Origin of the sequence: Sphingomonas sp. ABOLG (assembly GCF_003950435.1) — a bacterium.
GTDB lineage: Bacteria > Pseudomonadota > Alphaproteobacteria > Sphingomonadales > Sphingomonadaceae > Sphingomonas > Sphingomonas panaciterrae.
Map to the genome: position 1 here is coordinate 292715 of NZ_QQWW01000003.1, position 23245 is coordinate 315959.

Genomic DNA, 23245 nt, shown 5'->3' on the forward strand with positions numbered 1-23245 from the left:
CAGCGGCGCCCCCATGCTGGGGCGTCCGCTGCGGAACTTCAGAACCTGAATTGCACTTCCACCCCGGCCTGGCGGGGGAAGGTGTAACTGTAGACTTGGCGGTAATTGGTCCCCGCGCCGGTCGAGAAGGCACCGTCATAGCCCAGCGTGTCGAACAGGTTGCGGGCGTAGAGGATCACGGTGATGCCATCGTCCGGCCGTGTGTAGGTGATGCGCGCATCGACCTGGTCCCACCCCGGCGCACGGCTGATCGGGCTTTCGAACACCGAATAATAAGCGTCCGACCGATAGGCGTAGCTCGCCGCCAGGAAGATGTGGTCGTTGGCGCCCACCTCGATATCGTAGAGGCCGGAAATGGCGACCTTGTGCTTCGATGCCGCGGGCAACCGGTTGCCGGTGATGTCCTCCAGGATGTTGCCCGGCATCCCCTCATCGTCGAACCGCCGCGGCGCGCGCAGGATCTTGGTGTCGTTGAACGAATAATTGGCGGAGATTTCCAGCGACCGCGTGACGTTCCACGCGCTCTCCACCTCGATGCCCCACGACCGCGACTTGTTGATGTTGAAGAAATTGGTCGTGGTCAGCGTCGATCCCGGCCGCACCACCACGATCGGAATCTGCGCATTCTTGTAATCGTAATAGAAACCGGTGACGTTCAGCATCAGCGACGACAGCGGGCGGCTCTTCACGCCCACTTCGAATGCGTCGACGATCTCCTTGTCGACCACCGGGCTGTCGGCATAGCTCCCCAGGTTGAATCCGCCCGCCTTCAGGCCACGGCTGTAGCTGCCGAACACCAGCGTGTCGTTGTTCGCTTTCCAGTCGAGCCCCAGCCGCCAGGAAAAGCCCGACCAGCTGTCCTCCAGCTCGCGCGTCGCCGCGCCGACGCCCGGCAGGTTTAGGAGGAAGCGGGTGAGGTCCTGCGCCGCCGCCGCCGCGCCGCACGCGCCCAGCCCGACGACGGCCGCATCTGCCCCCGGCGTCAGCGTGCAATAGGTCGCCGCGCCCGCCGGCTGCCATTGGATCACGCGATAGCTTTCGAACCCGCGCTTCTTGTCCCAGGAATAACGCAGGCCAGCGGTCGCCTTCAGATCATCGACCAGCTCGTAATCGACCTGGCCAAACCCCGCGAGGCCGTCGGTGCGCAAATCCCCCGATCCGTCGTAAAAGGCGCGCCGCGGATTGGTGGGGCAATTGGGCACGATCGCGAAGGTCCCCGGCGCAACGCAGATCGGCGCCGCAATCCGCTGGCTCAGCGTGTCGCTATTGTCCCCATCGACGAACCAGGTGACTGGCTGGAAGTATTTCTCGTGGAATTGATACGCGCCGACGATCCAGTTGAAGCGGCCCTGCGTCGCATTGGATAACGTCAGCTCGTTGGTGTAGTATTTCTTGTCCTCCTGATAATCCTGCACATAGGTTGCATTGTAGGAATAGGTACGGAACGCATTGGCCAACCCGAATGGCGCCAATGCCGGGATCGGCGCAGAACCGAAATTGGTCACCACCAGCTGGTTGGCGGTATAATCCAGGTCGGCGAACGCCTGATATTTATACTGTGTGTACCCCCCGACATATTTCAGCGCCACGCCGCCGATATCCGCGGTGAAGTTCGCGACGATGGTATGATTGTCGCTCAGCAGCGACTGGTTCAGCGTGTTGCTGTTGATCCGCCGCGGGTCGGTGACCGATGGATTGGGAACACCATAGCCGAATGCCGCTGCCGGGGTCAGCGAATTGTCCGTCGCCCCGTCAATGTCATTGGTGACATAGGGGCTGACCTGCGCGCCGATCGGATTGCTGTCGTTCCACTCGGCATGGCTGTATTTCAGCCACAACTGCGTGGTGTCGGAAAAATCATACTGAAGCTGCCCTTCCAGGAAGAAGCGATTGACGAACCCCTCGTCGCGGGACGTCGCGGTGCGCGCGATATTCTCGTACCGCGACCCCGTCGCCCGCGTGACCTGCGCGGACAGCCGGGCCTTCAGCCCGCCCACGATCGGCCCCGACAGATACCCTTCCGATATCAGCTGCAGATTATCGACGGACGAGCGCCACTCTCCGGCCTGCTCTTCCGTAGGCCGTTTTGAAATGACGTTGATGGCACCGCCCACCGAGTTGCGGCCGTAGAGCGTTCCCTGCGGCCCGCGCAGGAACTCCACCCGCTCGACGAACATCGGCGTCTTGGACGCCTCGGCATTGGACGCGGTGTAGAAACCGTCATTGTAGATCGCGACGCCGGGGTCCGATCCGATCGTGTTGGTCAGCCGCCCGATGCCGCGCAGCGACAGCCGGTCGAGCGACGATGAAAAGGTCAGCCCGGGCGTGAAGTTCGCGAAATCCTGGATCGACCGGATGCCGCGCCGGTCGCGGTCGCTCGATTCAAAGACGCTGATCGCGATCGGCACGTCCTGGATCGCTTCGGCCCGGCGTTGCGCGGTGACGACGATGTCGTTGATCGTCGCAAGATCGAATGGCGCTGGCGGCCCCGCCTGTGGCCCCGCCTGTGGCCCAGCCTGTGGAGCGCCGGCAACGCCTCTTGGCGCCGGGGGATTGCCGGGGTCGCTCGGGGGAACCGCCTGCACGCCCCCTGGCTCGCTCGCGTGCGCCGCCGCATGCCCACTCAGCAGCGCGATCGCTGTCGCGCCTGCCCGCATCCTCGCCTTCATCGCCGTTCCTCCTCCTGAAAGAGGCGGCCGGGGGCGCTCGCGTCGCTCCCGTGTCCGCTAGACCAACGTCATCAGCTTCTCATTTCCATGTATTGAGGGGCTCACCGCGCCATTCGGACGCGCGATGCGGGACGCCGTCGCCGACCACGCCAGCCACCGCCACCTGCTTGTGCGCCGCAGGATGTTCGATGCCGAAGGGTCGAGACGAAGGAACGAAGGATCACACGCGTGGTGGCCGATGCCTCGCGGCATCGTTGCGCCGATCGACGGCCCGATGGACCCGATCCGGCATGCCTGACCGATGGCCGGCGCGAATGGTTCCGCGTGCCGCCGCATGATCTTCCTCTCCATAACCAGTTTTGGAAGAACTGTCGCGGCTGTCAAGTTTCAATAATGGCTATGGGTAGTGCCACGCGCCGAAATGGCCTATGTTCGTGCCGTGACACGCAGGATCTCCTCGGATCACGATCGTACCGCCCGCTTCACGCAGCGGCGCTCGCAGATCCTCGATGCGGCATCGGCGCAGATCAACCGCCACGGCGCGCGCGGCATGACGCTGACTGCCGTCGCCAGGGCGCTCGGCCTCGATACCAGCAGCGTGACTTATTATTTCAAGCGCAAGGATCAGCTCGCCGCCGCCTGCTACGAACGAACGCTCGACTGGGCGCTCGACACGGCGCGGGAGGCAGCACGCCAGCCGACCGCCGAGGCGCGGGTCCGCCACCTGATCGCCGCGCAATTCGATCTCTATCGCCGCGCGCGCGAGGGGAAGGCCGGCGACTTCGCCGTCCTGTCCGACATCGGCGCGCTGGACGCCAAAACTCGCGAGCCGCTGGAGACAGCCTATTTCGAAAGCTTCGCGATCATCCGCGGCTTCTTCGCCCCTACCGGCACGCGGGCGTCGGGATCGGGCTCGGCCATCGCCGCGACTCACCTCGCCGCCAGCCTGCAATGGCTCCCCGCCTGGATCGACCGCTATCAGACACGTGATTTCCCGCGGGTGGAGGAGCGGCTCTACGACGTCCTCGCGCACGGCCTCGCGCGCGGCGCGGCGCCCTGGCCGGTCAGCGTCGAACCGCTGCCGGTGGATGCGGCGGACAGCGCGCAGGGCCGCTTCCTCGCCGCCGCCACCCGTCTCATCAACGCCCATGGCTATGCCGGCGCCAGCGTGGAGCGGATCGCGGCCGAGCTGGGGGTCAGCACCGGCAGCTTCTACCACCATCTCGACAACAAGGACGATCTGGTCCTCGCCTGCTTCCGGCGCTCCTTCGACACGATCGAGGCGGCTCAGGCTGAAGGGGACAGGCTTGGCCATGATGAGGGCGAGCGCCTCGCCATCAGCCTCGCGTCGCTGATCGGCCTTCAGTTCACTGACGACAGCCCGCTGCTGCGGATGAGCGCCTATCAGGCGCTGCCACTGGAGCTTCGCAGCGACATGCTCGCGCTCGCCGGGCAGCTCACCCGCCACGTCCCCGGCACGATCGCGGACGGCATTGCCGATGGCTCGATCCGGCCGGTCGACCCGCTGGTCGCCAGCCAGACGGTCATGGCTGCGGTCAGCGCGGCGTCCGACATGCGGCGCTGGGCGCAGGCGCGCGATCCGGTCGCGGCGGTGCAGGCCTATCTCGAACCGTTGCGGGCCGGAATTTTCCACTAGGCGGCCGCCGCTGACGCAGGCGAGGCCAATGGTCTCCGCTATCGATCCGCCGCCGTCGCCGCCGGGCCCGGGGGCGGCGCCTCGAACGTCGCCCAGTCGCCCTCCCCGCCCGGGTGCGGCGGATCGCCCGCAATACTGTTCGGCTCGACGATCGCCCCGGTCCGCAGCCGGTGCAGGTGCACCTTGGCGATCATGTTGGCGGAGATCGGCGCCGTGATGAACAGGAAGACGCAGATCAGCAGCTCGTGCGCCGTCCACACCCCCAGCCGCGCCTGGAAAAAGATCATGGATCCGACCAGCAGCGCCCCCAGCCCCAGCGTCGTCGCCTTGGTCGGCCCATGCAGCCGCTCCATCGTCGATGGCAACCGCACCAGCCCCCAGCTGCCGATCAGCACGAACGCCGCGCCCAGCAGGATCAGCAAGGCAATCAGGGCCTCCACCGCCATGTTCATTCGACGATGTCCCCGCGCAGCACGAACTTGCAATAAGCGATCGTGCCGACAAACCCGACCATCGCCAGCAGCAGCGCCGCCTCGAAATAGGCGTTGGTCTCCCCGATCATCCCGATCAGGATGATGATCGCGATCGCGTTGATCACCATCGTGTCCAGCGCCACGATCCGGTCGCCCAGCGCCGGCCCGCGCATCAGCCGCCAGCAATTGCACAACAGCGCCAGCGACACGGCGGCAAAGGCGATGTGGAGCGCCGTCTCGATCATGCGAACACCCGCTGCAATCGCGCCTCGTACCGCTGCTTGATGCGCGCGATCTCGGCTTCGGGATCGGGCACATCCAGCGCATGGACCAGCAGGAAGCGGCCGTCCGCCGACACGTCGGACGACACCGTCCCCGGGGTCAGGCTGATCGTCCCCGCCAGCACCGTGATCGCCTCGGGCGTGTCGAGCTCCAGCGGAATCACCAGCCAGCGCGCGCGCAGGTCGCGATTGCGGCGGAACAGGATGACAGCAGCGACCTGGAAATTGGCGACCACGATGTCGAACAGCACGATGGCCGTATAGACCAGCAGGTCGCGGCCGAACCGCACCTTCGGCCGGTCGGGCCAGAACGGCGCGGTGAAGCGCGGCAGCACCACCGCGAAGACGGCGCCCAGCACCAGCGCCCCGACCGACAGGGTGTTGGCCATTAACAGCCAGATGACGAGCAGCAGGGCCGACAGGCCGGGATGGGGCAACAGCTTCCTCATCGCCCGTCCGCCGATCCCAGCGTCGCCGTGATATAGGCCTGCGTGTCGAAAAGCTGGTCGGCCGCCGCCACTGCCCAGCCGCTCGCCGTGCCCGCCGCGATCGTCAGCGCAACCAGCGCGGCAATCGCTAGTGCGGGCCCGAGAAACGCGGCGCGCGACAATGGCGCGGCGGTGATCGCCGCCGCACCCGGCGCCGCCGCCTTCCAGAAGATCGTGCTGCCGGTGCGCGCAAACCCGATCACCGCCAGCAAGGTGGTGACAAGGATGGTTGCCCAGATCGCAGCCTGGGCCGGCATGTCCGCCGTGGCACGCAGCATCAGCAGCTTGCCGATGAAGCCCGACAAGGGCGGCAGCCCCGCCGCCGCGATCGCCGCCGCCAGGAACAGGAATCCCGTCGCCTGCTGCCCTGCGAAGCGCGGGGCCGCGACCGCCGCCTCGCCATATTGACCGCGCAGCCGCAGCGTCACGTCCGCGACCAAGAACAGCGCCGCGCCGGCAAAGGTCGAATGCATCAGATAATATATCGCGGCCGCCGTGGTCACCGGCGTCCAGTCGGACAGGACCAGCATCACCGTGCCGGTCGATCCCATTACCGCAAACGCCGCCTGCTCACGCAAGCCCCGCGCCGCCAGCACCCCGGCAAAGCCGAGCGCCGCCGTCAGCAGCGCGGCCGGGAACAGCCAGGGCGACGGCACCCATGCCGCTGCGCCTGCCCCGGCGCCGAAGATCAGCGGCACCACACGGATCAGGGCATAGACACCCACCTTGGTCATGATCGCGAACAACGCCGCCACCACCGGCATGGTCGCACTATAGGTCCGCGGCAGCCACAGGTGCAGCGGCACCGCCGCCGCTTTCAGCGCAAAAACGGCGGTCAGCAGCAGCCCCGCCGCCCGCATCAGGCCCGCGTCGCCAGGCGGCACCTCCGCCACCCGCCGCGCCAGATCGGCCATGTTGAGCGTGCCGGTCAGCCCGTATAGCAGGCCCAGGGCGATCAGGAACAGCGCGGATCCCACGATATTGACGATGACATAGGCCACCCCCGCCTTCAGCCGCGCCGCACCCTGCCCGTGCAGCATCAGGCCATAGGATGCGATCAGCAGGACCTCGAAAAACACGAACAGGTTGAACAGATCGCCGGTCAGGAATGCGCCGTTCAGCCCCAGCAGCTGAAACTGGAACAACGGATGGAAATGCCAGCCGCGCCGATCAGCACCGGTCGCGAGGGCATGAATCATCACGATCACGCCCAGCACCCCCGCCAGCACCAGCATGGCGGTGGACAGGCGATCGAGCACCAGGACGATCCCGAACGGCGCCGGCCAATTGCCCAGGGGATAGGTGCGGATCACCCCGTCGGCCGCCTGCGCGAACAGGGCGATGCCCGCCAGCAGCGATAGGATGCAGCCGATCAAAGACACGCCCGCGCCCAGATGGCGGCGCCGGCGCATCACCAGCAGCGCCACCGCCGCCGTGATCGCCGGCAGCACCACCGGCGCGATCACCAGTTGATCGGCCAGCGTCATGGCTGGTCCTCGATCTCGTCCGGCTCGATCCGGCCATCAACCTGGTCGGAGCCGCTTTCGAGGAAGCTGCGCAGCGACAGGATGACCACCAGGGCGGTCATGCCAAAGGTGATGACGATCGCGGTCAGGACCAGCGCCTGGGGCAGCGGATCGGTGTGTTCCGCCACCGCCTTGTCATACAGCGGCGGTCGATTGACGATCAGCCGCCCGACCGCAAACAGGAACAGGTTCACCGCATAGGACAGCAGGGTCAGGCCTAGAACGACCTGAAAGGTGCGGCCCCGCAGCGACAGGTAGACGCCGCCGGCGACCAGCGCGGCGATGGCGGTCGCCACCAGGAATTCCAGGCTCATGCCGCGCCCCCGTCGTCGGGCTGGCGTGCCGCGCGCTGCGCCACATGGCTCAATTGCGCGAGCGCCATGGTGACCGCGCCCAGCACCACGCAGGCAACGCCCGTATCGAACAGCATTGCCGTCGCCAGCTCGAACTCGCCGATCAGCGGCAGGTGGAAATAGCCGAAGCTGCTCGACAGAAACGGCGCACCAAAGGCGAGCGAGCCAAGCCCCGTCGCCACCGCGATCAGGACGCCAAAGGCGATCAGCGGGTGCTCGCCGATCTTCCGCCGCTCGTCGGTCCAGTCGAAACCGGACGCCAGATATTGCAGCAGGATCGCGATGGCGAACACCAGCGCCGCGACGAACCCGCCGCCGGGCTGATTGTGGCCCCGCAGGAAGATGTAGATGCCGACCAACAATGCGATCGGCAGCAGCAGCCGCGTCACCATCACGAACATCACCGGATGGCGTTCGGGTGAATGCGGCATGTCGCTGCGCCACGCGCGCAGCCGCCGCCCCGCGACGCCGCGTACCGCCGGCTCCAGCAGCGCAAAGATCGCCAGCCCGGCGATGCCAAGCACGATGATCTCGCCCAACGTGTCAAAGGCGCGGAAGTCGACGAGGGTCACGTTGACCACATTGGTCCCGCCCCCACCGGCGTAGCTGTTCGCCCAATGGAAGGCCGATATCGTGTCGCCCTGCACCCGCGTCATGATCGCCCAGGCGCCCACGCCAGCGGCGCCGCCGACGAACAGCCCGAGCAGCCCGTCACGCACTCGCCGCCCCCTGCCCGACAGCAACCGCGGCGTCTTGGGCATCAGGTGAAGCGCGAGCAGCAGCAAAAGGATCGTGACCACTTCAACCGCGATCTGGGTCAGCGCCAAGTCCGGCGCGGACAGATGGATGAACGCCAGCGCCATCACCAGCCCGATGACGCTGATGAAGATCAGCACCAGGAACCGCTGCCGATGCATCAGGACAACCGCCAGCGTCGCGACCAGCAGCAGCAGCCAGGCAATGATTGCGGTCATGCTCGCCGGCGTTGTCGCCCGGTCGCCGGTGACGATCGTGCCGGCCACGCCGGCGCCATCGACGGCGAACAGCGCCGCGACCGCGAAAACCATCAGCAGCGCGCGTTGCAGCGACGGCGCGTGGATGGTGAGCGTCATCCGCCGCGTGGCGGCTATCAACGCCTCAAGCCAATGCTCGAACAGGGTCTTCGCATCTGGCGTCTTCCACGCCCGGACGCGTCGTTCCAGCAGCGGATAACCCGACAACAGCAGGGCACCGACCAGTACCGCACCGATACTCAGCACCAGGGCGACGTTGACCCCGTGCCAAAGCGCAAGGTCGACTTTCACCGCTGCGCCACCGGTCACTGCCGCTGCGGCCTCGATCACCAGCGGCCCGGCAATCGCCATCGGCAGCAGCCCCAATGCCAGCGCCAGGACAGCCAGCAGCAGCGAGGGTCCCAGCATCAGCGCGCCGGGGTCATGCGGCGCCGGCACATCGCCGGTGCGCGTACGTCCGACATAGAGGCCGATGGCGTAGCGCAAGGAATAGGCCACCGACAGCGTCGCACCGATCGCCGCCAGCGCCGGTACCAGCCACGGCTGCCCCAACGCCACGGTATGGGCGCTCTGCTCCAGCATCATTTCCTTGGAAATGAACCCGCCAAGCGGTGGCAGCCCGGCCATCGCCGCGGCAGCCAGCGTGCCGCCAACTGCGGTCAGCGGCATCAACTGCGCCAGCCCGCCCAGCCGACGGATGTCGCGCGTTCCCGTCTCGTGATCGACGATCCCCGCGTTCATGAACAGCGCAGCCTTGAACGCGGCATGGTTGAGGATGTGGAATATCGCCGCCACTGCCGCCGCGGGCGTCGCAAAGCCGAGCAGCATCACCATCAGGCCCAACTGGCTGATAGTCGAATAGGCCAGGATCGCTTTCAGATCGTCACGGAACAATGCGACGCTCGCGCCGAAGATCAACGTGACCAGCCCGGTGGTCGCCACCAGCGCGAACCACAAATCGGTACCGGCCAGCACCGGCCATAGCCGCGCGAGCAGGAACACGCCCGCCTTCACCATCGTCGCCGAATGCAGATAGGCGCTCACCGGGGTTGGCGCGGCCATCGCGTGCGGCAGCCAGAAGTGAAACGGGAATTGCGCCGATTTGGTGAACGCGCCCAGCAGGATCAGCGTCAGTATTGCCGGGTAGAGCGGCGATTGCTGCACCAGTTCGCGCTGAGCCAGCACTGCGGGCAGCTCATAGGAGCCGGCGACCTGCCCCAGCAGCAGCACCCCGGCGATCAGCGCCAGCCCGCCGCCGCCCGTCACGGCCAGCGCCATCCGCGCACCCTGTCGCGCGTCGGCCCGGTCGCGCCAGAAACCGATCAGCAGGAACGACGACAGGCTCGTCAGTTCCCAGAAGATCAGCAGCAGCAGCAGGTTGCTGGACAAGGCGATGCCGATCATCGCGCCCTGGAACAGCATCAGGAACGACAGGAACCGCCCCGTCGCCTCCGCCCGCGCCAGATATCCTTGCGCATAGATGACGACGAGCAGGCCGATGCCGAGGATCAGCCCGGCGAACAGCAGCCCCAGCGGATCAAGCCACAGGCTGACGTCGAGGCCGAGCGCCGGTACCCACGGCACCTGCACCGCAATCGGCGCGCCTGCCAGAACCTCCTGCGCACGCGACAGCAGCAGCGCCAGCCCGGTCGCACTGGCCGACGCCGCAATGGCGACGTGCACCGAGCGCGGAAAGCGCGCCAACAGGCCGATCGCGACTGCGGCTGCGAACGGCAGCGCCAGAAGAACAAGAAGGGTCAAACGAGATCCTGCATCGTCTGGCCCCTCTTACATGCCTGCGCGCTCAGGTCGACCTGCGTTGATCCGCCGACCAAGCCAGCGCCGTGACGTGTCAGTCTGGCAGGGCGGCGGTGGCGATGATCTCCACCTTATAGTCCGGGGATGCGAGCTTCACCTCGCCCGTCGCGCGGGTCGGGGCATTGCCGCCGCCGATCCACTCTTCCCACACCATGTTCATGGCGTCGAAGTCGGCGATGTCCGCCAACCAGATCGTCGCATGCAGCAGGTTCGACTTGTCGGTCCCCGCCAAGGCCAGCAGTGCGTCGATTTCGGCCAAAGTTGTCCGGGTCTGGGCCGAAATGTCCTCGCCGGGATTGCCCACCTGGCCGGACAGATACACGGTACGGCCGTGAATCACGACCTGGCTCATCCGGCCATCCTGGTCGATCCGGGTAATCGTCATCGCGTTTCTTCCCTTCAGTAGCGGTCGAGGCCCAGCCCATCGACGGGAATGGGCGGCTGCTTTCCGCTGATCATCGCCGCGGCAACCGCGCCCGATCCGCACGCCATCGTCCACCCCAGCGTGCCGTGGCCGGTGTTGAGGAACAGGTTCTTCACCTTTGTGGCGCCGATGATCGGCGGGCCGTCCGGCGTCATCGGGCGCAGCCCGCTCCAATACCCGGTCTCGCGCGTTTCCGCCGCGCCCGGGAAGAGATCTTTTAGGCAATGGAGCAACGTCGCCTCGCGGCGCGGGGGGAGCGAGCGGTCAAATCCGGAAATCTCCGCCATGCCCCCGACGCGGATCCGATCGCCCAATCGCGTGATCGCGATCTTGTACGTTTCGTCCAGCAGCGTCGATTCCGGTGCACGCGTCGTATCGGTGATCGGCACGGTGATCGAATAACCCTTGACCGGGTACACCGGCACCCGCAGCCCAACCGGCGCGACGACGTGCGGCGAATAGCTCCCCATCGCCACCAGATAGGCGTCGCCGCGGATCACCCCGGCGCTCGTCCGAACGCCGGTAATCGCTCCGCTTGCCTGCTCCAGCGCCTCCACGTTGGTGGACCAGCGGAAATCCACCCCCTCGGCCGCCAATCGCTCGGCAAGCTTGGTCGTGAAGATGTGGCAATCCCCGGTCTCATCATTGGGCAGACGAAGGCCGCCGGCGATCAGGTGCCGCGACGAGGCAAGACCCGGCTCCGCCCGCACGCAGCCATCGGCGTCCAGCAGTTGGAATGGTACGCCGTAGGAGCGAAGCACCTCGACATCCTTCGCGCTGCCCTCAACCTGCTTGGTCGTACGGAACAGCTGCAGCGTACCCTGCGCCCGTTCGTCATAGGCGATGCCCAGGCTCGTGCGCAGCGCGCGCAATTCATCGCGGCTGAACTCCGCCAGTCCCACCATGCGGCTCTTGTTCAGCGCGTAACGCTGCTCGGTGCAGTTGCGCAGCATCATCGCCAGCCACGCCAGCATCTGCGGGTCCAGCTTGGGCCGCAGGATCAAGGGCGCGTGGCGCATCATCAGCCATTTGATTGCCTTTGCCGGGATGCCGGGCGCTGCCCAGGGTGAGGCATAACCGGGCGAAATCTCGCCCGCATTGCCGAAGCTGGTTTCCAGCGCGGCGGCAGGCTGGCGGTCGACCACGACCACCTCATGCCCCTCCTGCCGAAGATAGTAAGCAGCAGTCACGCCGATCACACCGGCGCCGAGAACGACGACCTTCAACGTACCTCTCCAGCGATGCAGGCGGTGGCCATGCCGTGCTCCTTGTAGAAGCGCGCGTGCCGCCGGCCCAGGCTTGTCAAAATTTCGTAGGGGATGGTGCCGGCGTCCGCGGCGACCTGGTCCAGGCTCTGCCCGGGGCCGATCAGTTCGACGAGGTCACCCTCGCCCAGCGCGCCATCGGCCAGCGCGGTGATATCGACCATGATGCTGTCCATCGATACCCGGCCGACGATCGGCAGCCGCTTGCCGTCGTGCCATGCCGCGCCCCGGTTGCTCAGCGCGCGTGGCCAGCCATCGGCATAACCAATGGCCAGCGTCGCCAGCCGACGCGTATCGGGTGCGGTGTAGGTCAACCCATAGCCTACACCGGTGCCAGCAGCGATCTGGCGCGTCTGCAGGATGCGCGCGCGCAGGCCCACCACCGGCTGGATCACCGCCGCGCCCGGCGGCAGTGGCACACCGTACAGGGCAATTCCGGCACGCACGACGTCATTGTGGAAAGCCGCCGGCAAGGCGCTTCCGAAACTGTTCGCGATCGATCGCGGCACGCCGGGGAATAGCGCGGCAAGCGCATCGAAGGTGCTCAATTGCGCGGCATTGCTCGGCGCACCCGGCTCATCGGCCGATGCGAGGTGGGTCATCACCAGCCGCAGCTCCACCTCCGTGGCAAAGCCCGGATCACAGGCCACCTGCCGCGCTGTGGCGCCATCTACGCCCAGCCGCGACATCCCGGTGTCGAACTGCAGCGCAGCCGGCAAACGCTGCCCGCGCCGACGCGCCGCCTCACGCCACCGCTGGAGCGCGCCGGGCGCATTGAGCGCCGGAACGAAGCCATGGTCTGCGCAGACGTCCTCTGCCCCTGGATCGAGCCCGTTCAGGATCACGAGCGTGCAATCGTCGCCAAGAACGTCGTGAAGGTCGATCGCTTCGCACAATTGCGCGACAAAGAACGTCCGGCATCCCGCTTGGTACAGGGCCGGCACGGCGCGCCGGGCGCCAAGGCCATAAGCGTTCGCCTTGACGACGGCGCCGCATTGCGCGGGCGCGACATGATCGCGCAGGTTCCGGTAGTTTGCCGCGAGCGCGTCCAGATCGATCGTCAGCTCGCTGGAAAAGGTCATTTCGTGCGTCATCGCCCTTGGCATTATTGCGCGCATGGTGGATGCGGTACCTGCAAATGTCCGCTCTTTTCTGCGACGGATGTTGCGAAATATGGTGTTCATTAGCAAAAACCGCTCAATCTTCGAAGGATTCTGCAACCATGCTCGACGCGGTGGATCGTCGCATCCTGAACCAGTTGCGACTCAACGCACGGATCACGAATACGGCCCTCGCGCGCGAGGTCGGCTTGTCGGAATCCGCCTGCCTTCGCCGGCTGAAGATCATGGAGAAATCGGGCGTCATTCGCGGCTACACTGCGGTGGTTGCTGGCGTCGACACGGATGAGGGAACGATCGCCATCGTGCAGGTCGAATTGCTGCGCCAGTCGGAGGAATATCTCTCCCGCTTCGAGGCCGCGATGCGCAAACACGCCCAGATTCGCGAATGGTATCTGCTCACCGGTATGGGCGATTACCTGCTGCGCGTGCAGATCGCCGACATGGAAGATTATGCGACCTTCCACCGCGAAGTGCTCTCGCGGCTGCCGGGAGTCTCGCGCATCACGTCCAGTTTCGCGATGCGCAGCCACCGCAAGGCCTGAGGTCACGCGGCGCCTGGATCAGGCGACGGCGAGCTCGCGAAACGGCGCTCCGGTGCATGCGCGCACCTCGTCCCGCGTGACGCCGGGCGCCAGCTCGACCAGGGTCAGCCCCTCATCACCGCATTGCATGACGCACCGGTCCGTAATCACCAGATCGACGCAGCGCGCGCCGGTCAGCGGCAGCGTGCAATTCTCCAGCACCTTGGGCTTCCCGTGCTTCGACACGTGATCCATCACCACGATCACGCGCTTCACCCCGGCTACCAGATCCATCGCCCCGCCGACGCCCTTCACCATCGCGCCCGGGATCGTCCAGTTCGCGATGTCACCGCGCGCGGAGACTTCCATCGCGCCAAGGATGGTCAGGTCGATATGGCCGCCGCGGATCATGGCGAAGCTGTCGGCGGAGGAAAAGAAGCTTGATGTCGGCAGCAGGCTGATCGTCTGCTTGCCCGCATTGACCAGGTCGGGGTCCACCTCATCCTCATAGGGGAATGGCCCCATGCCCAGCATGCCGTTCTCCGACTGAAGGATCACGTCGATCCCCGCCGGAATGTGATTGGCCACCAGCGTCGGGATGCCGATCCCCAGATTGACGTAATCACCATCGCGCAATTCGCGCGCGGCACGCGCCGCCATTTCGTCGCGAGTCCAGGCCATCACGCCATCTCCCGGGGACGAGTCATCAGCTTCTCGATGCGCTTTTCGTTGATCGTGCACTGGACGATGCGGTCGACGTAGATGCCGGGCGTATGGACCAGATCGGGGTCGATGTTGCCGGCGGGCACGATCTCCTCCACCTCGACGACGGTGACCCGCGCAGCGGTCGCCATCTCGGGATTGAAGTTTCGCGCGGTGCGGCGGAACACCAGATTGCCCGCCGGGTCCGCCTTCCACGCCTTCACGATGGCAAGGTCTGCGCGCAGCCAAGTCTCGCGCACATAGTCGCGGCCCTCGAACATCTCCGCAGGCTTGCCTTCGGCCAGCAGGGTGCCCGCCCCCGTTGCGGTGTAGAAGGCGGGGATGCCAGCCCCGCCCGCACGGATGCGCTCCGCCAACGTCCCCTGCGGCGTCAGCTCCAGCTCCAGTTCGCCCGACAGATATTGCTGCTCGAACAGCTTGTTGTCGCCGACATAGGACGCGATCATCTTCGTGATCTGCCGCGATTGCAGCAGCATCCACAAGCCGAAGTTGTTCGCGCCCGCGTTGTTCGAGATGACCGTCAGCCGCTGGACCCCGGAGGCCCTGATCTCGGGGATCAGGCTCTCCGGGTTGCCCGTCAGGCCGAAGCCGCCTGACATGATGGTCATGCCGTCGAACAGCACGCCCTCCAGCGCCGCTGCCGGGCTGTCGTAGATCTTGGAGCGCATCGCCGTGCCTCAGGCCTGGTGGATTGCCTTGACGTTCAGGAACGGCTCCAGCCCCTCGCGCCCGCCTTCACTGCCGAAGCCGCTGTGCTTGACGCCGCCGAACGGCGAATCCGCGCCGCTGATGGCGAAGCTGTTAACGCCGACCATGCCCGCCTCGATCGCGTCCGACACGCGCGCGGCACGGCGTCCGTTCTCGGTAAACATGAACGATGCCAGGCCATACGGCAGGCGATTGGCGCTGCTGATCGCCTCTTCCTCGGTGTCAAACGGCTGGATCAGGGCGACCGGGCCGAACGGCTCGTTCGACATGATGTCCGCCTCCAGCGGCACGTCGGCCAGCACGGTCGGCTGATAGAAGAAGCCGCCATCGATCCGGCCGCCACCCGCCATCACCCGCGCGCCGCGAGACACGGCATCGTCAACCAGCGCCTCGATCGCATCCGGCCGGCGACCATGCGCCAGCGGCCCCATCTTGGTGTCGGGGTCCATGCCGTTGCCCACGGCAACGCCGCGCGTACGCGCCGCAAAGCCATTGGCGAACTTCTCGTAGATGCTGCGCTGGACGTAGAAGCGCGTCGGCGACACGCAGACCTGGCCCGCGTTGCGGAACTTCTGCGGCACGACCATGTCGAGCGTACGCTCCAGATCGCAATCGTCGAAGATCAGGACCGGCGCATGACCGCCCAATTCCATCGTCGTACGCTTCAGGTCCTCCGCCGCCAGCTTCATCAAATGACGTCCCACCGGCACCGATCCGGTGAAGCTCAGCGCGCGTACCACCGGCGATCCCAGGATGTGCCGGCTGACAAGATCCGGATCACCGAAGACGAGCTGCAGCACCTCGCCCGGCAGGCCGGCGTCGAGCAGGCAGCGGACGGCCGCGCTGGTGCAGCCGGGCGTCTCCTCGGGCGGCTTGGCCACGACCGAGCAGCCCGCCGCCAGCGCCGGTGCCAGCTTCTTGATCATCAGATAAACCGGGAAATTCCACGGCGTGAACGAGGCCACCGGGCCCACCGGCTGGCGAATCACGATCGAACGTGACCCCGCCGGGCGCATCAGCACCCGTCCGTCGATCCGCGTCGCTTCCGCCGCATAGAAATCGAGCAGTTCGGCGCTGGCACCCACTTCGCCGCGCGCCTCGCCGATCGGCTTGCCCTGCTCGGTGGTCAGCAAGGTGGCGATCGCCTCCACCCGCTCGCGCATCAGCGTCGCCGCCTTGTGCAGGACCGCCGCGCGCTGCGCAGGTTCGGTGTTGCGCCACGTCACGAAACCACGGCCGACCGAGTCCAGCGCCCGGTCGAGGTCTTCCTTGGAGGCGAGCGGTACCGCCGCGATCGCATCGCCGTTTGCCGGGTTCAGCACGGGCTGCGCGTCGCGTCCTTCGCTGCCCTGCCACGCGCCGTCCACGAACAACTGCAATTCAGTATCGTAAGCCATAATCCTCCGCGCGGGACGATCGTTGCGCCCCGACTGTTGATGTTCGCATAGCGCCGGAAAGTTCGCTTTACGAGCAAAATTCGCGGCGATATGGCTCTACCATGACACAGGCACTCAGCGGAAAAACCATCCTTCTGACCGGCGCGTCGAAGGGCATCGGGGCAGCAACGGCACGTATTCTGCTGGAAGGGGGCGCGCACCTGATCGCCCATTATGGCAGCGACGAAGCCGGCGCGCGGCGGGCAGTCGACGGCTATCCCGAAGACCGCGTGACGCTGCTCTCCGCCAACCTCGGCGACCGCGCATCGACGCTGGCGTTGTGGGATGCGGCGCTTGCGTGGCGCGGGCGGATCGACGTGCTCGTCAACAATGCGGCGGTGATGCCGTTCAACGGCGCCTTCGACGGGCCGGATGAGGATTTCGAGGCGGCGTGGGACCAGTCGTTGGAGGTCAACGTGCGCGGGCCAGCGCGGCTGATGCGCGCGGCCGTGAACCACTTCAAACAGGCCGGAGGTGGTGCGATCGTCTCCATTTCGAGCTGGGCAGCGCAGCGCGGCGTCACCAATCCGGCCACCATCGCTTACGGAGCGTCGAAGGCGGCGGTGCGATCCGCCACCCAGTCGATCGCGCGCGCCTACGCTCGCGACAATATCCAGGCCTATATCATCGCGCCCGGCGTCGTCCGCACGCGCTTGTCAGAGGAGTTTGCCGCCAGCCAGGGCGGCGAGGAGGCGGTCAACGCCACCTTGGCGAGCGGCGAATGGGTCACACCTGAGGAAGTCGGCAACATCGTCGCCTTCGTCGCCAGCGGCGCGGCGCGGCAGCTGTCGGGCGCGACGCTCGACGTGAACGGCGCGACGTACATCCGCTGACATGCGCATCACCCTGCCCGGAGCGGAACGCCGCGGCTCACCCTTCGCGCTGACCTTTGATGGGGAGACGATCGAGGCGTGGCCGGGCGAAAGCGTCGCCGCCGCACTGACCTCGGCGGGCAAGCGGGCGCTGCGGGAGGCGTCCACCGGCGCGCCGCGCGGCATGTGGTGTGGCATGGGGGTATGCGGCGAATGCCGGGTGGAGGTAGATGGGCAGGTCCGCCTTGCCTGCATGACACCGGCCCAGCCCGACCAGCAGATCAAGCAGGCGCCTGCCCGCGTCGTGGCAGGCGAAAAGACGATAATGCCCGCCCCCGGCGCGGCTACGGTGGAGACCCCCGACGTGCTGGTCGTTGGCGCTGGGCCGGCGGGTTTGTCCGCCGCGCGCATCGCGGCTGCCGCCGGCCTCGACGTCCTGATCGCCGACGAGCGCGCAATGGCGGGCGGGCAATATTTCAAGCAACCGGCCAGTGCCTTTGCGATCGATCCTGAGCGCAGCGATCGGCAGACCGCCGAGGGGCGGGCGCTCATCGGGCAGACCCTGGCCGCCGGCGCCCGCCTGCTGCATGGGCGGACGATGTGGGCCGCCACGCGAGACGAGGCGGGGCAGCTGTCGATCAGCCTCTCGGGTGATGCAGGCGCGGTGGTGGTTCGGCCCAAGCGGCTGGTGCTGGCGATGGGCGCCTATGAGCGGCCGTGGCCAGTGCCCCGCTGGACGCTGCCGGGCGTCATGACGGCGGGGGCGGCGCAGACGTTGCTGCGCGCCTATGCGACCGCGCCGGGGCGGCGCGTGCTGGTGGCGGGCAACGGTCCGCTCAACATTCAGGTAGCGCGCGAATTGCTGCGCGCCGGATGTGAGGTGGTGGCGCTGGTTGAGGCTGCGGCGGCACCGGGGCCGGCGAGCGCGGTGGACGCGCTTCGCATGGCCAAGGCTGCACCAAGGCTGGTGATGGATGGCGCGGCGATGCTGGCTGCGCTGCGCCGGGCGAAGGTGCCGATGCTGTATGGCCATGTGGTGACCGGGATCGAGGGCTTCGACAAAGCGGAGAGGGTCACGGTCGCGAGGACCGCTGCCGACGGTACGATCGTCCCCGGCAGCAAGCGGTCGTTCGCGGTTGATGCGGTGTGCCTGGGCTATGGTTTCCTGCCGCAGGCGGAGGCGGCGCGGGCGCTGGGATGCGCGACGGAAAGCAGCGCGGATGGCACGATCCGCGTCGTGCGAGACGATGCCGGGCACACCACGATCGAGGATGTTCAGGTGATCGGCGACGGCGGTGGGCTGGGCGGCGCGCGGATCGCGATGGCGCAGGGCGTGCTTGGCGGCGCGGCGCTGGTGGAGGCGCTGGGCGGGCGACCTGTTGCCGCCGCGGAGCGTGCGAAGGCGGTTCGCGAGTTGGGGCGGCATCGTGTGTTTCAGGATGCGCTGTGGCGCATCTACGCGCCCGTGGGGCTGCCGAATTTGCGGCCTGATGCGCTGCTGTGCCGGTGTGAAAGCGTGCCTGTTTCGGCCGTGGATTCGCTGCTGGCGGCCGGTCTGCGGGACATTTCGGCCATCAAGCGCGCAACCCGCGCGGGCATGGGCGCGTGCGGGGGAAGATATTGCGCCGCCGTGATCGAAGCGCGCCTGAAAGCGGCCGGCGAGGGCAACGTGGCCACCGCGCTGCCGGGCTTTGCGCCGCGCGCGCCGTTCAAGCCGACCACGATCGATCAGATCGTCGCCACCGCAACGAATGGTCGCATAAAGAACGAAAGTTCGACAGAAGAACATTGACTGGCCGGAGGGTCATTGTCATTCGACGCAGCGGGGAGGGCTGCCGTGCTGCGCCTGTGCTGGATCGTATCGTTTCTGATTGCTGTGGTAGCAGGCGGGATGGCGCATGCGCGCACGCTGGAGGACGTCCGCCAATCGGGTGAGATCCGCGTCGGGGTGAACCCCAATTTCCCGCCGATGAGCAGCTATGGCGACGACAACCGGCTCGCCGGGTTCGACGTCGATGTGGCGCGGCGCATCGCCGACGCGCTGGGCGTCAAATTGACGCTGGTGCCGACCGAGGCCGCGCAGCGCGTCCCGTTCCTGGTGTCGGGCCGCATCGACATGTCGATGGGCGCGCTGACCATCACGCCCGAACGCCAGGCGCTGATCGATTTCACCATTCCGCTCCATTCGGAAGCGATGGGCGTCATCACCACCGATCGGGTGACGGCCGATCGCTGGGAGGATCTGAACCGCCCCGACATCACGCTGGTCAACATGCGCGGCAACCAGTCGGTCAGCGTGCTGCAGGAAAAGCTGCCCCTGCCCCGGCGCCTGCTGGTCGACGGCAACGCCGACACGATCCGCGCGATCGCGCAGGGGCGCGCCGACGCGCTGATCGAGAACACCGATTTCTTCCTGGGCTTCACGCGCAACTATCCCGAGGTCAAATGGCGCGTCCTGCCCGACCCGATCTTCGCCGCCTGGTGCGGAATTGGCGTCGCCAAGGGCAATGCCACCCTTCAGGCCGAACTCGACCGCGTGCTCCATGCTCTGCACAAGGACGGCAGCATCGCCGCCATGTGGCGCGACCATTATGCCGCGGACATGAGCGTGCCGGTGGGCGAGGAGCAGATCGCCCCCGCGCTGCGCGATCGTCCCGCCGCGACGCAGGCGGAGACCAGCGGCTACGCCTTCGATTTCAGCGGGGTGATCGGCCAGATTCCCTATCTGCTGGGCGGCGCGGCGATATCGCTGCAGATCGCGTTCCTCGCCTTCATCATCGGCGCCTCGATCGGCCTCGGTGGGGCGATGGCGCTGCTTTATGCGGCGGGGCCGGTTCGCAGATTCGTCAGCGGCTATGTGACGCTGTTCACCAACACGCCTGCGCTGGTGCAGATCTTCCTCATTTATTACGCGCTGCCGGACGCGGGGATCAAACTGGGCTCTTTCACTGCGGTGGTCATCGGCCTGACGCTGAACGCCGGCGCCTATCTGACCGAGATCATCCGCGCGGGCGTCGCATCGGTGCGGCCGGCGGAACTCGAGGCGGCGAGCGTCCTTGGTCTCCACCGCCGCGACGTGATGACTCATGTCATCGTGCCGCACGTGTTGCGCACGGTGTACCGCCCGCTGGCCAATTTCTTCATCGTGCTGGTGCTCGGCAGCTCGATGGCCGCGCTGTTCGGCGTCGAGGAACTGACCGGCCGCGCGATCAACGTCAGCACCACGAGCCTGCGCACGATCGAGACGTTCGCCGTCGCGGGCCTCATCTACATCGCCCTGACCCTGATCGCCTCCGCGGCGCTGGCGTGGTTCGGGCGCACCTTCTTCCGCGTCCGCACGGGGGCCTGACCATGATCGAGTCCATCGTCGAAAGCGCGCCGCGCTTCTTCACGCCGGGCGTCGCGCTGTTCCTGCTCGGCGCGCTGTGGCGAACGATCGTGATGACGGCGATCGGCTGCTCGCTCGGCTTTGCGTTCGGCATGGGACTGGCCGTCCTGCGGCGCACCCGCGCGCCGGCGCTGACGCCCTTGCGGTTCGCCGCGATGCTGGTCGTCGAGACGTTCCGCCGCCTGCCCTTCCTGGTGCTGCTGATCCTGTCGCTGTTCGCAACGCAGATCATCGCGCCGGAGCTGTCGCTGCTCGGCATCGCGACGGTGGCGATCACGCTTTATGCCACCGCCTATCTGTCGGAGATCATCCGCGCCGGCCTCGATTCCGTGCCGCGTACCCAGGTGGAGGGCGCCGAGGCGCTCAACTTCAACGCCTGGCAGGTGTTCTGGCTGGTGGTCCTGCCGCAGAGCTGGCGCATCATCCTGCCGCCCGCCACCGCCTTCATCGTCATGTTCATCAAGGATACCTCGCTCGCCTCGCACCTAGGCGTCGTGGAACTGACCTTTTCGGGCAAGATCCTGGTGAACCGCGGCTTCCCGCCGACTTTGGGCTTCGGCGCGGTCCTGATCCTCTATTTCCTTCTGTCTTGGCCGCTCGGCCTGCTCGCCAAGCGCCTGGAGAACCGCCTTGCACCATCTCGACGTCCGTGACCTTGAAGCCAGCTATGCCGGCAACCCTGTCCTGCGCGGCGTTACCCTGTCCGCCGACAAGGGCGAGGTCGTCAGCCTGATCGGCCCGTCGGGATCGGGCAAGAGCACGCTGCTGCGCGTCCTGATCGGCCTGACGCCGCCGACGGCGGGGGCGGTCTGCATCGGCGGCACAGCGGTCGATTATGCCGACAAGCGCAGCCTGCGCGCGCTGCGCAGCCGAATGTCGATCGTGTTCCAGCAGTTCAACCTGTTCCAGAACATGACCGCGCGGGCCAATGTCGCGATCGCGCCGGTGAAGGTGCACGGCGTGCCCAAGCGCGAGGCGGAGGAGCGCGCAATGGCGCTGCTGGAGAAGGTCGGCCTGGGGCACAAGGGCGACAGCTATCCCGATCAGCTGTCGGGCGGCCAGCAGCAGCGGGTGGCGATCGCCCGGGCGCTGGCGGTCGAGCCGGAGATCCTGCTGCTCGACGAAGTGACCTCAGCGCTTGATCCCGAGCGTGTCGGCGAAGTGCTGGACACGGTTCGCGCGCTGGCGGGGGACGGCATCACCATGCTGCTGGTCAGCCACGAAATGGCGTTCGTGCGCGAAATCTCGACCCGCGTGGTGATGATGGATGCCGGGCAGGTGGTGGAGACCGGGACATCGGCGGAGATCTTCACCGCGGCAAAGATGGAGCGGACGCGTGCCTTTGTCGGTGCCGTCATCCGGCACGCGGCCTGAAGGCGTCGAAGGGCGCCGCCATCGGGGGCGCCTTGCCCTGCACCATGCTGGCGATCGCGCGCGCCGCCGCCGGGCCGCCGGTGAAGCCCATCCACGGCACATAGTTCAGGAACACGCCGGGCGCGCCGGGCAGCTCGCCCAGGATCGGCAGCCAGTCATCGGTGCCGTTGACGAAGGCCGCCCAGCTGCGCACCAGTTTCAGCCCGCCGATCGCCGGCACCGCAGCGCGGGCGAGCGACAGGTTCTGCGCCAGGTTTTCGATATCGACCCCCGGCCGCCCCTCCGCGTCGAGCCGCGCCGACCAGCCGCCGCCGATCAGGATGCTGCCCGCGCGCGTCTGCTTCATGGTGAGCTTTTCGCCAGCACTGTAAACGAGATGCTTGATCAGCGGCGCGGCCGGCTCGGTCACGCTCACCTGGATCGGGAAGGCCTGAACGCCCAGCGTCACGCCCAGCGACTGCGTCAGCGCGCCGCTGGCCGAGCCGGCGGCGATCACGATCCGATCGGCGGTGTAGCGGCCAGTGTCGGTGGTGACGGTATAGGCCCCCGCCTCGCGCCGGAGCGCCGCTGGGCCGCTGTAGCTGGCGATCTGCGCGCCCGCCGCCTGCGCGGCGCGGGCGAAGGCGGGGGCGACCAACATCGGATTGGCCTTCCCCTCGATCGGGCAAAGCGCGCCGCCGATCAGCGATTCGGAAAGATAGGGTGCGTGTTCGCGCAGCGAACGGCTGTCGAGCAGTTCCATCGGCAGCCCGGCGGCCCGCTCAACCTGCGCCTTGGCCGCGATCTCCGCCATCTCCGCCTCGGTCGCGCCGACCAGCAGGCCGCCGCCGAAGCCGATTTCGAGATCGGTGCCAAGCTCCGCCTCCAGCGTGCGCCAGATGTCGAGCGACGCCATGTAGAAGGGGATCGCTTGCGCATAGTTCTGCGCCCATTCCGGGCCGAGATTGCGGAAGGGATCGTGCGGGATCTGGGCGTGAAGGCTCCCGGCATTGGCGCTGCTCGCCAGGCCGCTGAGCCCCGCCTGTTCGACCAGCGTCACGGCAACGCCATCACGCGCCAGATAATAGGCCGTCGCACTTCCGGCGATCCCGCCGCCGACCACGATCACCTCGTCCACGCGCATGCTCCCGTTATTAACCAACACCGTAACGTTCCCATCTTGCCACTGCAAAGTTGGGCGCTATGGTTACAAGTG

At 66.9% G+C, this 23245-nt stretch carries 21 protein-coding genes; 7 read left to right on the top strand and 14 right to left on the bottom strand.

The window, feature by feature from the left end; genetic code table 11:
- Positions 1-38 precede the first annotated feature (38 nt).
- Entirely contained in the window at positions 39-2669 is a 2631-nt protein-coding gene (locus CA236_RS05200; RefSeq protein WP_125944804.1) for a TonB-dependent receptor, read from the bottom strand.
- A gap of 406 nt (positions 2670-3075) precedes the next feature.
- On the opposite strand from CA236_RS05200, the gene CA236_RS05205 reads away from it, so the two are divergent.
- The gene (locus CA236_RS05205; RefSeq protein WP_164518867.1) at positions 3076-4326 is read left to right on the top strand and encodes a TetR family transcriptional regulator; all 1251 of its coding nucleotides are present in this window, start codon (positions 3076-3078) and stop codon (positions 4324-4326) included.
- Positions 4327-4364: 38 nt separating this feature from the next.
- Here the strand turns inward: CA236_RS05205 and CA236_RS05210 are convergent, their stop codons facing one another.
- From CA236_RS05210 to alr, 9 genes are all read right to left on the bottom strand, one after another.
- The gene (locus tag CA236_RS05210; protein WP_125944806.1) at positions 4365-4778 is read right to left on the bottom strand and encodes a Na+/H+ antiporter subunit G; all 414 of its coding nucleotides are present in this window, start codon (positions 4776-4778) and stop codon (positions 4365-4367) included.
- Complete coding sequence (locus CA236_RS05215; protein WP_125944807.1) at positions 4775-5044, bottom strand: K+/H+ antiporter subunit F; 270 nt, start codon at positions 5042-5044, stop codon at positions 4775-4777. Before CA236_RS05215 ends, CA236_RS05210 begins: the two co-directional genes overlap by 4 nt.
- A complete protein-coding gene (locus CA236_RS05220; RefSeq protein WP_046411419.1) occupies positions 5041-5529 on the bottom strand; it encodes a Na+/H+ antiporter subunit E in 489 nt (162 codons plus the stop codon). Before CA236_RS05220 ends, CA236_RS05215 begins: the two co-directional genes overlap by 4 nt.
- Positions 5526-7055 carry a monovalent cation/H+ antiporter subunit D gene (locus CA236_RS05225; protein ID WP_125944808.1) on the bottom strand — a complete coding sequence of 510 codons (1530 nt, stop codon included), beginning with the start codon at positions 7053-7055 and terminating at the stop codon, positions 5526-5528. The genes CA236_RS05220 and CA236_RS05225 overlap by 4 nt, the downstream gene beginning before the upstream one ends.
- A complete protein-coding gene (locus tag CA236_RS05230; protein WP_125944878.1) occupies positions 7052-7402 on the bottom strand; it encodes a Na+/H+ antiporter subunit C in 351 nt (116 codons plus the stop codon). Before CA236_RS05230 ends, CA236_RS05225 begins: the two co-directional genes overlap by 4 nt.
- Positions 7403-7404: 2 nt before the next feature.
- Complete coding sequence (locus CA236_RS05235; protein ID WP_125944809.1) at positions 7405-10221, bottom strand: monovalent cation/H+ antiporter subunit A; 2817 nt, start codon at positions 10219-10221, stop codon at positions 7405-7407.
- 91 nt (positions 10222-10312) lie between these two features.
- On the bottom strand, positions 10313-10663 hold the full coding sequence (locus CA236_RS05240; protein ID WP_046411425.1) for a RidA family protein: 351 nt from the start codon (positions 10661-10663) through the stop codon (positions 10313-10315).
- 14 nt (positions 10664-10677) lie between these two features.
- A complete protein-coding gene (locus tag CA236_RS05245; protein WP_125944810.1) occupies positions 10678-11928 on the bottom strand; it encodes a D-amino acid dehydrogenase in 1251 nt (416 codons plus the stop codon).
- Positions 11925-13061, bottom strand: coding sequence for an alanine racemase (gene alr / locus CA236_RS05250; protein ID WP_241212528.1), 1137 nt, complete (start codon positions 13059-13061; stop codon positions 11925-11927). The genes CA236_RS05245 and alr overlap by 4 nt, the downstream gene beginning before the upstream one ends.
- 44 nt (positions 13062-13105) lie before the next feature.
- Between alr and CA236_RS05255 the strand changes: the two genes are divergently transcribed.
- Positions 13106-13630 carry an Lrp/AsnC family transcriptional regulator gene (locus CA236_RS05255; protein WP_241212529.1) on the top strand — a complete coding sequence of 175 codons (525 nt, stop codon included), beginning with the start codon at positions 13106-13108 and terminating at the stop codon, positions 13628-13630.
- Positions 13631-13648: 18 nt separating this feature from the next.
- On the opposite strand, the gene CA236_RS05260 is transcribed toward CA236_RS05255, so the two are convergent.
- Genes CA236_RS05260 through CA236_RS05270 form a run of 3 tightly spaced genes read right to left on the bottom strand, consistent with a single transcriptional unit; the run spans position 13649 to position 16437 of the window.
- Positions 13649-14290, bottom strand: coding sequence for a 3-oxoacid CoA-transferase subunit B (locus CA236_RS05260; RefSeq protein ID WP_125944811.1), 642 nt, complete (start codon positions 14288-14290; stop codon positions 13649-13651).
- Positions 14290-15000, bottom strand: a complete 711-nt coding sequence (locus CA236_RS05265) for a CoA transferase subunit A (protein WP_125944812.1) — start codon at positions 14998-15000, stop codon at positions 14290-14292. The genes CA236_RS05260 and CA236_RS05265 overlap by 1 nt, the downstream gene beginning before the upstream one ends.
- Positions 15001-15009: 9 nt before the next feature.
- Positions 15010-16437, bottom strand: a complete 1428-nt coding sequence (locus CA236_RS05270; protein WP_125944813.1) for an NAD-dependent succinate-semialdehyde dehydrogenase — start codon at positions 16435-16437, stop codon at positions 15010-15012.
- A 101-nt stretch (positions 16438-16538) separates the two neighbouring features.
- Between CA236_RS05270 and CA236_RS05275 the strand changes: the two genes are divergently transcribed.
- The 5 genes from CA236_RS05275 to CA236_RS05295 all read left to right on the top strand — a co-directional run bounded on the left by CA236_RS05275 (position 16539) and on the right by CA236_RS05295 (position 22050).
- Positions 16539-17309: an SDR family oxidoreductase gene (locus CA236_RS05275; RefSeq protein ID WP_125944814.1), complete on the top strand. Its 771-nt coding sequence runs from the start codon at positions 16539-16541 to the stop codon at positions 17307-17309.
- Between the two features lies 1 nt (position 17310).
- Positions 17311-19080 carry an FAD-dependent oxidoreductase gene (locus tag CA236_RS05280; RefSeq protein WP_125944815.1) on the top strand — a complete coding sequence of 590 codons (1770 nt, stop codon included), beginning with the start codon at positions 17311-17313 and terminating at the stop codon, positions 19078-19080.
- A 99-nt stretch (positions 19081-19179) separates the two neighbouring features.
- A complete protein-coding gene (locus CA236_RS05285) occupies positions 19180-20637 on the top strand; it encodes an ABC transporter substrate-binding protein/permease (protein ID WP_125944816.1) in 1458 nt (485 codons plus the stop codon).
- Positions 20638-20639: 2 nt separating this feature from the next.
- Positions 20640-21329, top strand: coding sequence for an amino acid ABC transporter permease (locus CA236_RS05290; protein WP_125944817.1), 690 nt, complete (start codon positions 20640-20642; stop codon positions 21327-21329).
- The gene (locus CA236_RS05295) at positions 21307-22050 is read left to right on the top strand and encodes an amino acid ABC transporter ATP-binding protein (protein ID WP_046411444.1); all 744 of its coding nucleotides are present in this window, start codon (positions 21307-21309) and stop codon (positions 22048-22050) included. Before CA236_RS05290 ends, CA236_RS05295 begins: the two co-directional genes overlap by 23 nt.
- On the opposite strand, the gene CA236_RS05300 is transcribed toward CA236_RS05295, so the two are convergent.
- Positions 22031-23167, bottom strand: coding sequence for an FAD-binding oxidoreductase (locus CA236_RS05300; RefSeq protein WP_164518868.1), 1137 nt, complete (start codon positions 23165-23167; stop codon positions 22031-22033). The two genes, CA236_RS05295 and CA236_RS05300, sit on opposite strands and share 20 nt — an antisense overlap.
- Positions 23168-23245: the final 78 nt, after the last annotated feature.

Coding starts and splice junctions, on each gene's coding strand:
- CA236_RS05270 (WP_125944813.1), bottom strand. CDS start 16,437: ATGGCTTACGATACTGAATTGCAGTTGTTCGTGGACGGCGCGTGGCAG.
- CA236_RS05285 (WP_125944816.1), top strand. CDS start 19,180: ATGGCGCATGCGCGCACGCTGGAGGACGTCCGCCAATCGGGTGAGATC.
- CA236_RS05275 (WP_125944814.1), top strand. CDS start 16,539: ATGACACAGGCACTCAGCGGAAAAACCATCCTTCTGACCGGCGCGTCG.
- CA236_RS05240 (WP_046411425.1), bottom strand. CDS start 10,663: ATGACGATTACCCGGATCGACCAGGATGGCCGGATGAGCCAGGTCGTG.
- CA236_RS05215 (WP_125944807.1), bottom strand. CDS start 5,044: ATGATCGAGACGGCGCTCCACATCGCCTTTGCCGCCGTGTCGCTGGCG.
- CA236_RS05225 (WP_125944808.1), bottom strand. CDS start 7,055: ATGACGCTGGCCGATCAACTGGTGATCGCGCCGGTGGTGCTGCCGGCG.
- CA236_RS05220 (WP_046411419.1), bottom strand. CDS start 5,529: ATGAGGAAGCTGTTGCCCCATCCCGGCCTGTCGGCCCTGCTGCTCGTC.
- CA236_RS05265 (WP_125944812.1), bottom strand. CDS start 15,000: ATGCGCTCCAAGATCTACGACAGCCCGGCAGCGGCGCTGGAGGGCGTG.
- CA236_RS05210 (WP_125944806.1), bottom strand. CDS start 4,778: ATGAACATGGCGGTGGAGGCCCTGATTGCCTTGCTGATCCTGCTGGGC.
- CA236_RS05280 (WP_125944815.1), top strand. CDS start 17,311: ATGCGCATCACCCTGCCCGGAGCGGAACGCCGCGGCTCACCCTTCGCG.
- CA236_RS05290 (WP_125944817.1), top strand. CDS start 20,640: ATGATCGAGTCCATCGTCGAAAGCGCGCCGCGCTTCTTCACGCCGGGC.
- CA236_RS05260 (WP_125944811.1), bottom strand. CDS start 14,290: ATGGCCTGGACTCGCGACGAAATGGCGGCGCGTGCCGCGCGCGAATTG.
- CA236_RS05255 (WP_241212529.1), top strand. CDS start 13,106: ATGTCCGCTCTTTTCTGCGACGGATGTTGCGAAATATGGTGTTCATTA.
- alr (WP_241212528.1), bottom strand. CDS start 13,061: ATGACGCACGAAATGACCTTTTCCAGCGAGCTGACGATCGATCTGGAC.
- CA236_RS05200 (WP_125944804.1), bottom strand. CDS start 2,669: ATGAAGGCGAGGATGCGGGCAGGCGCGACAGCGATCGCGCTGCTGAGT.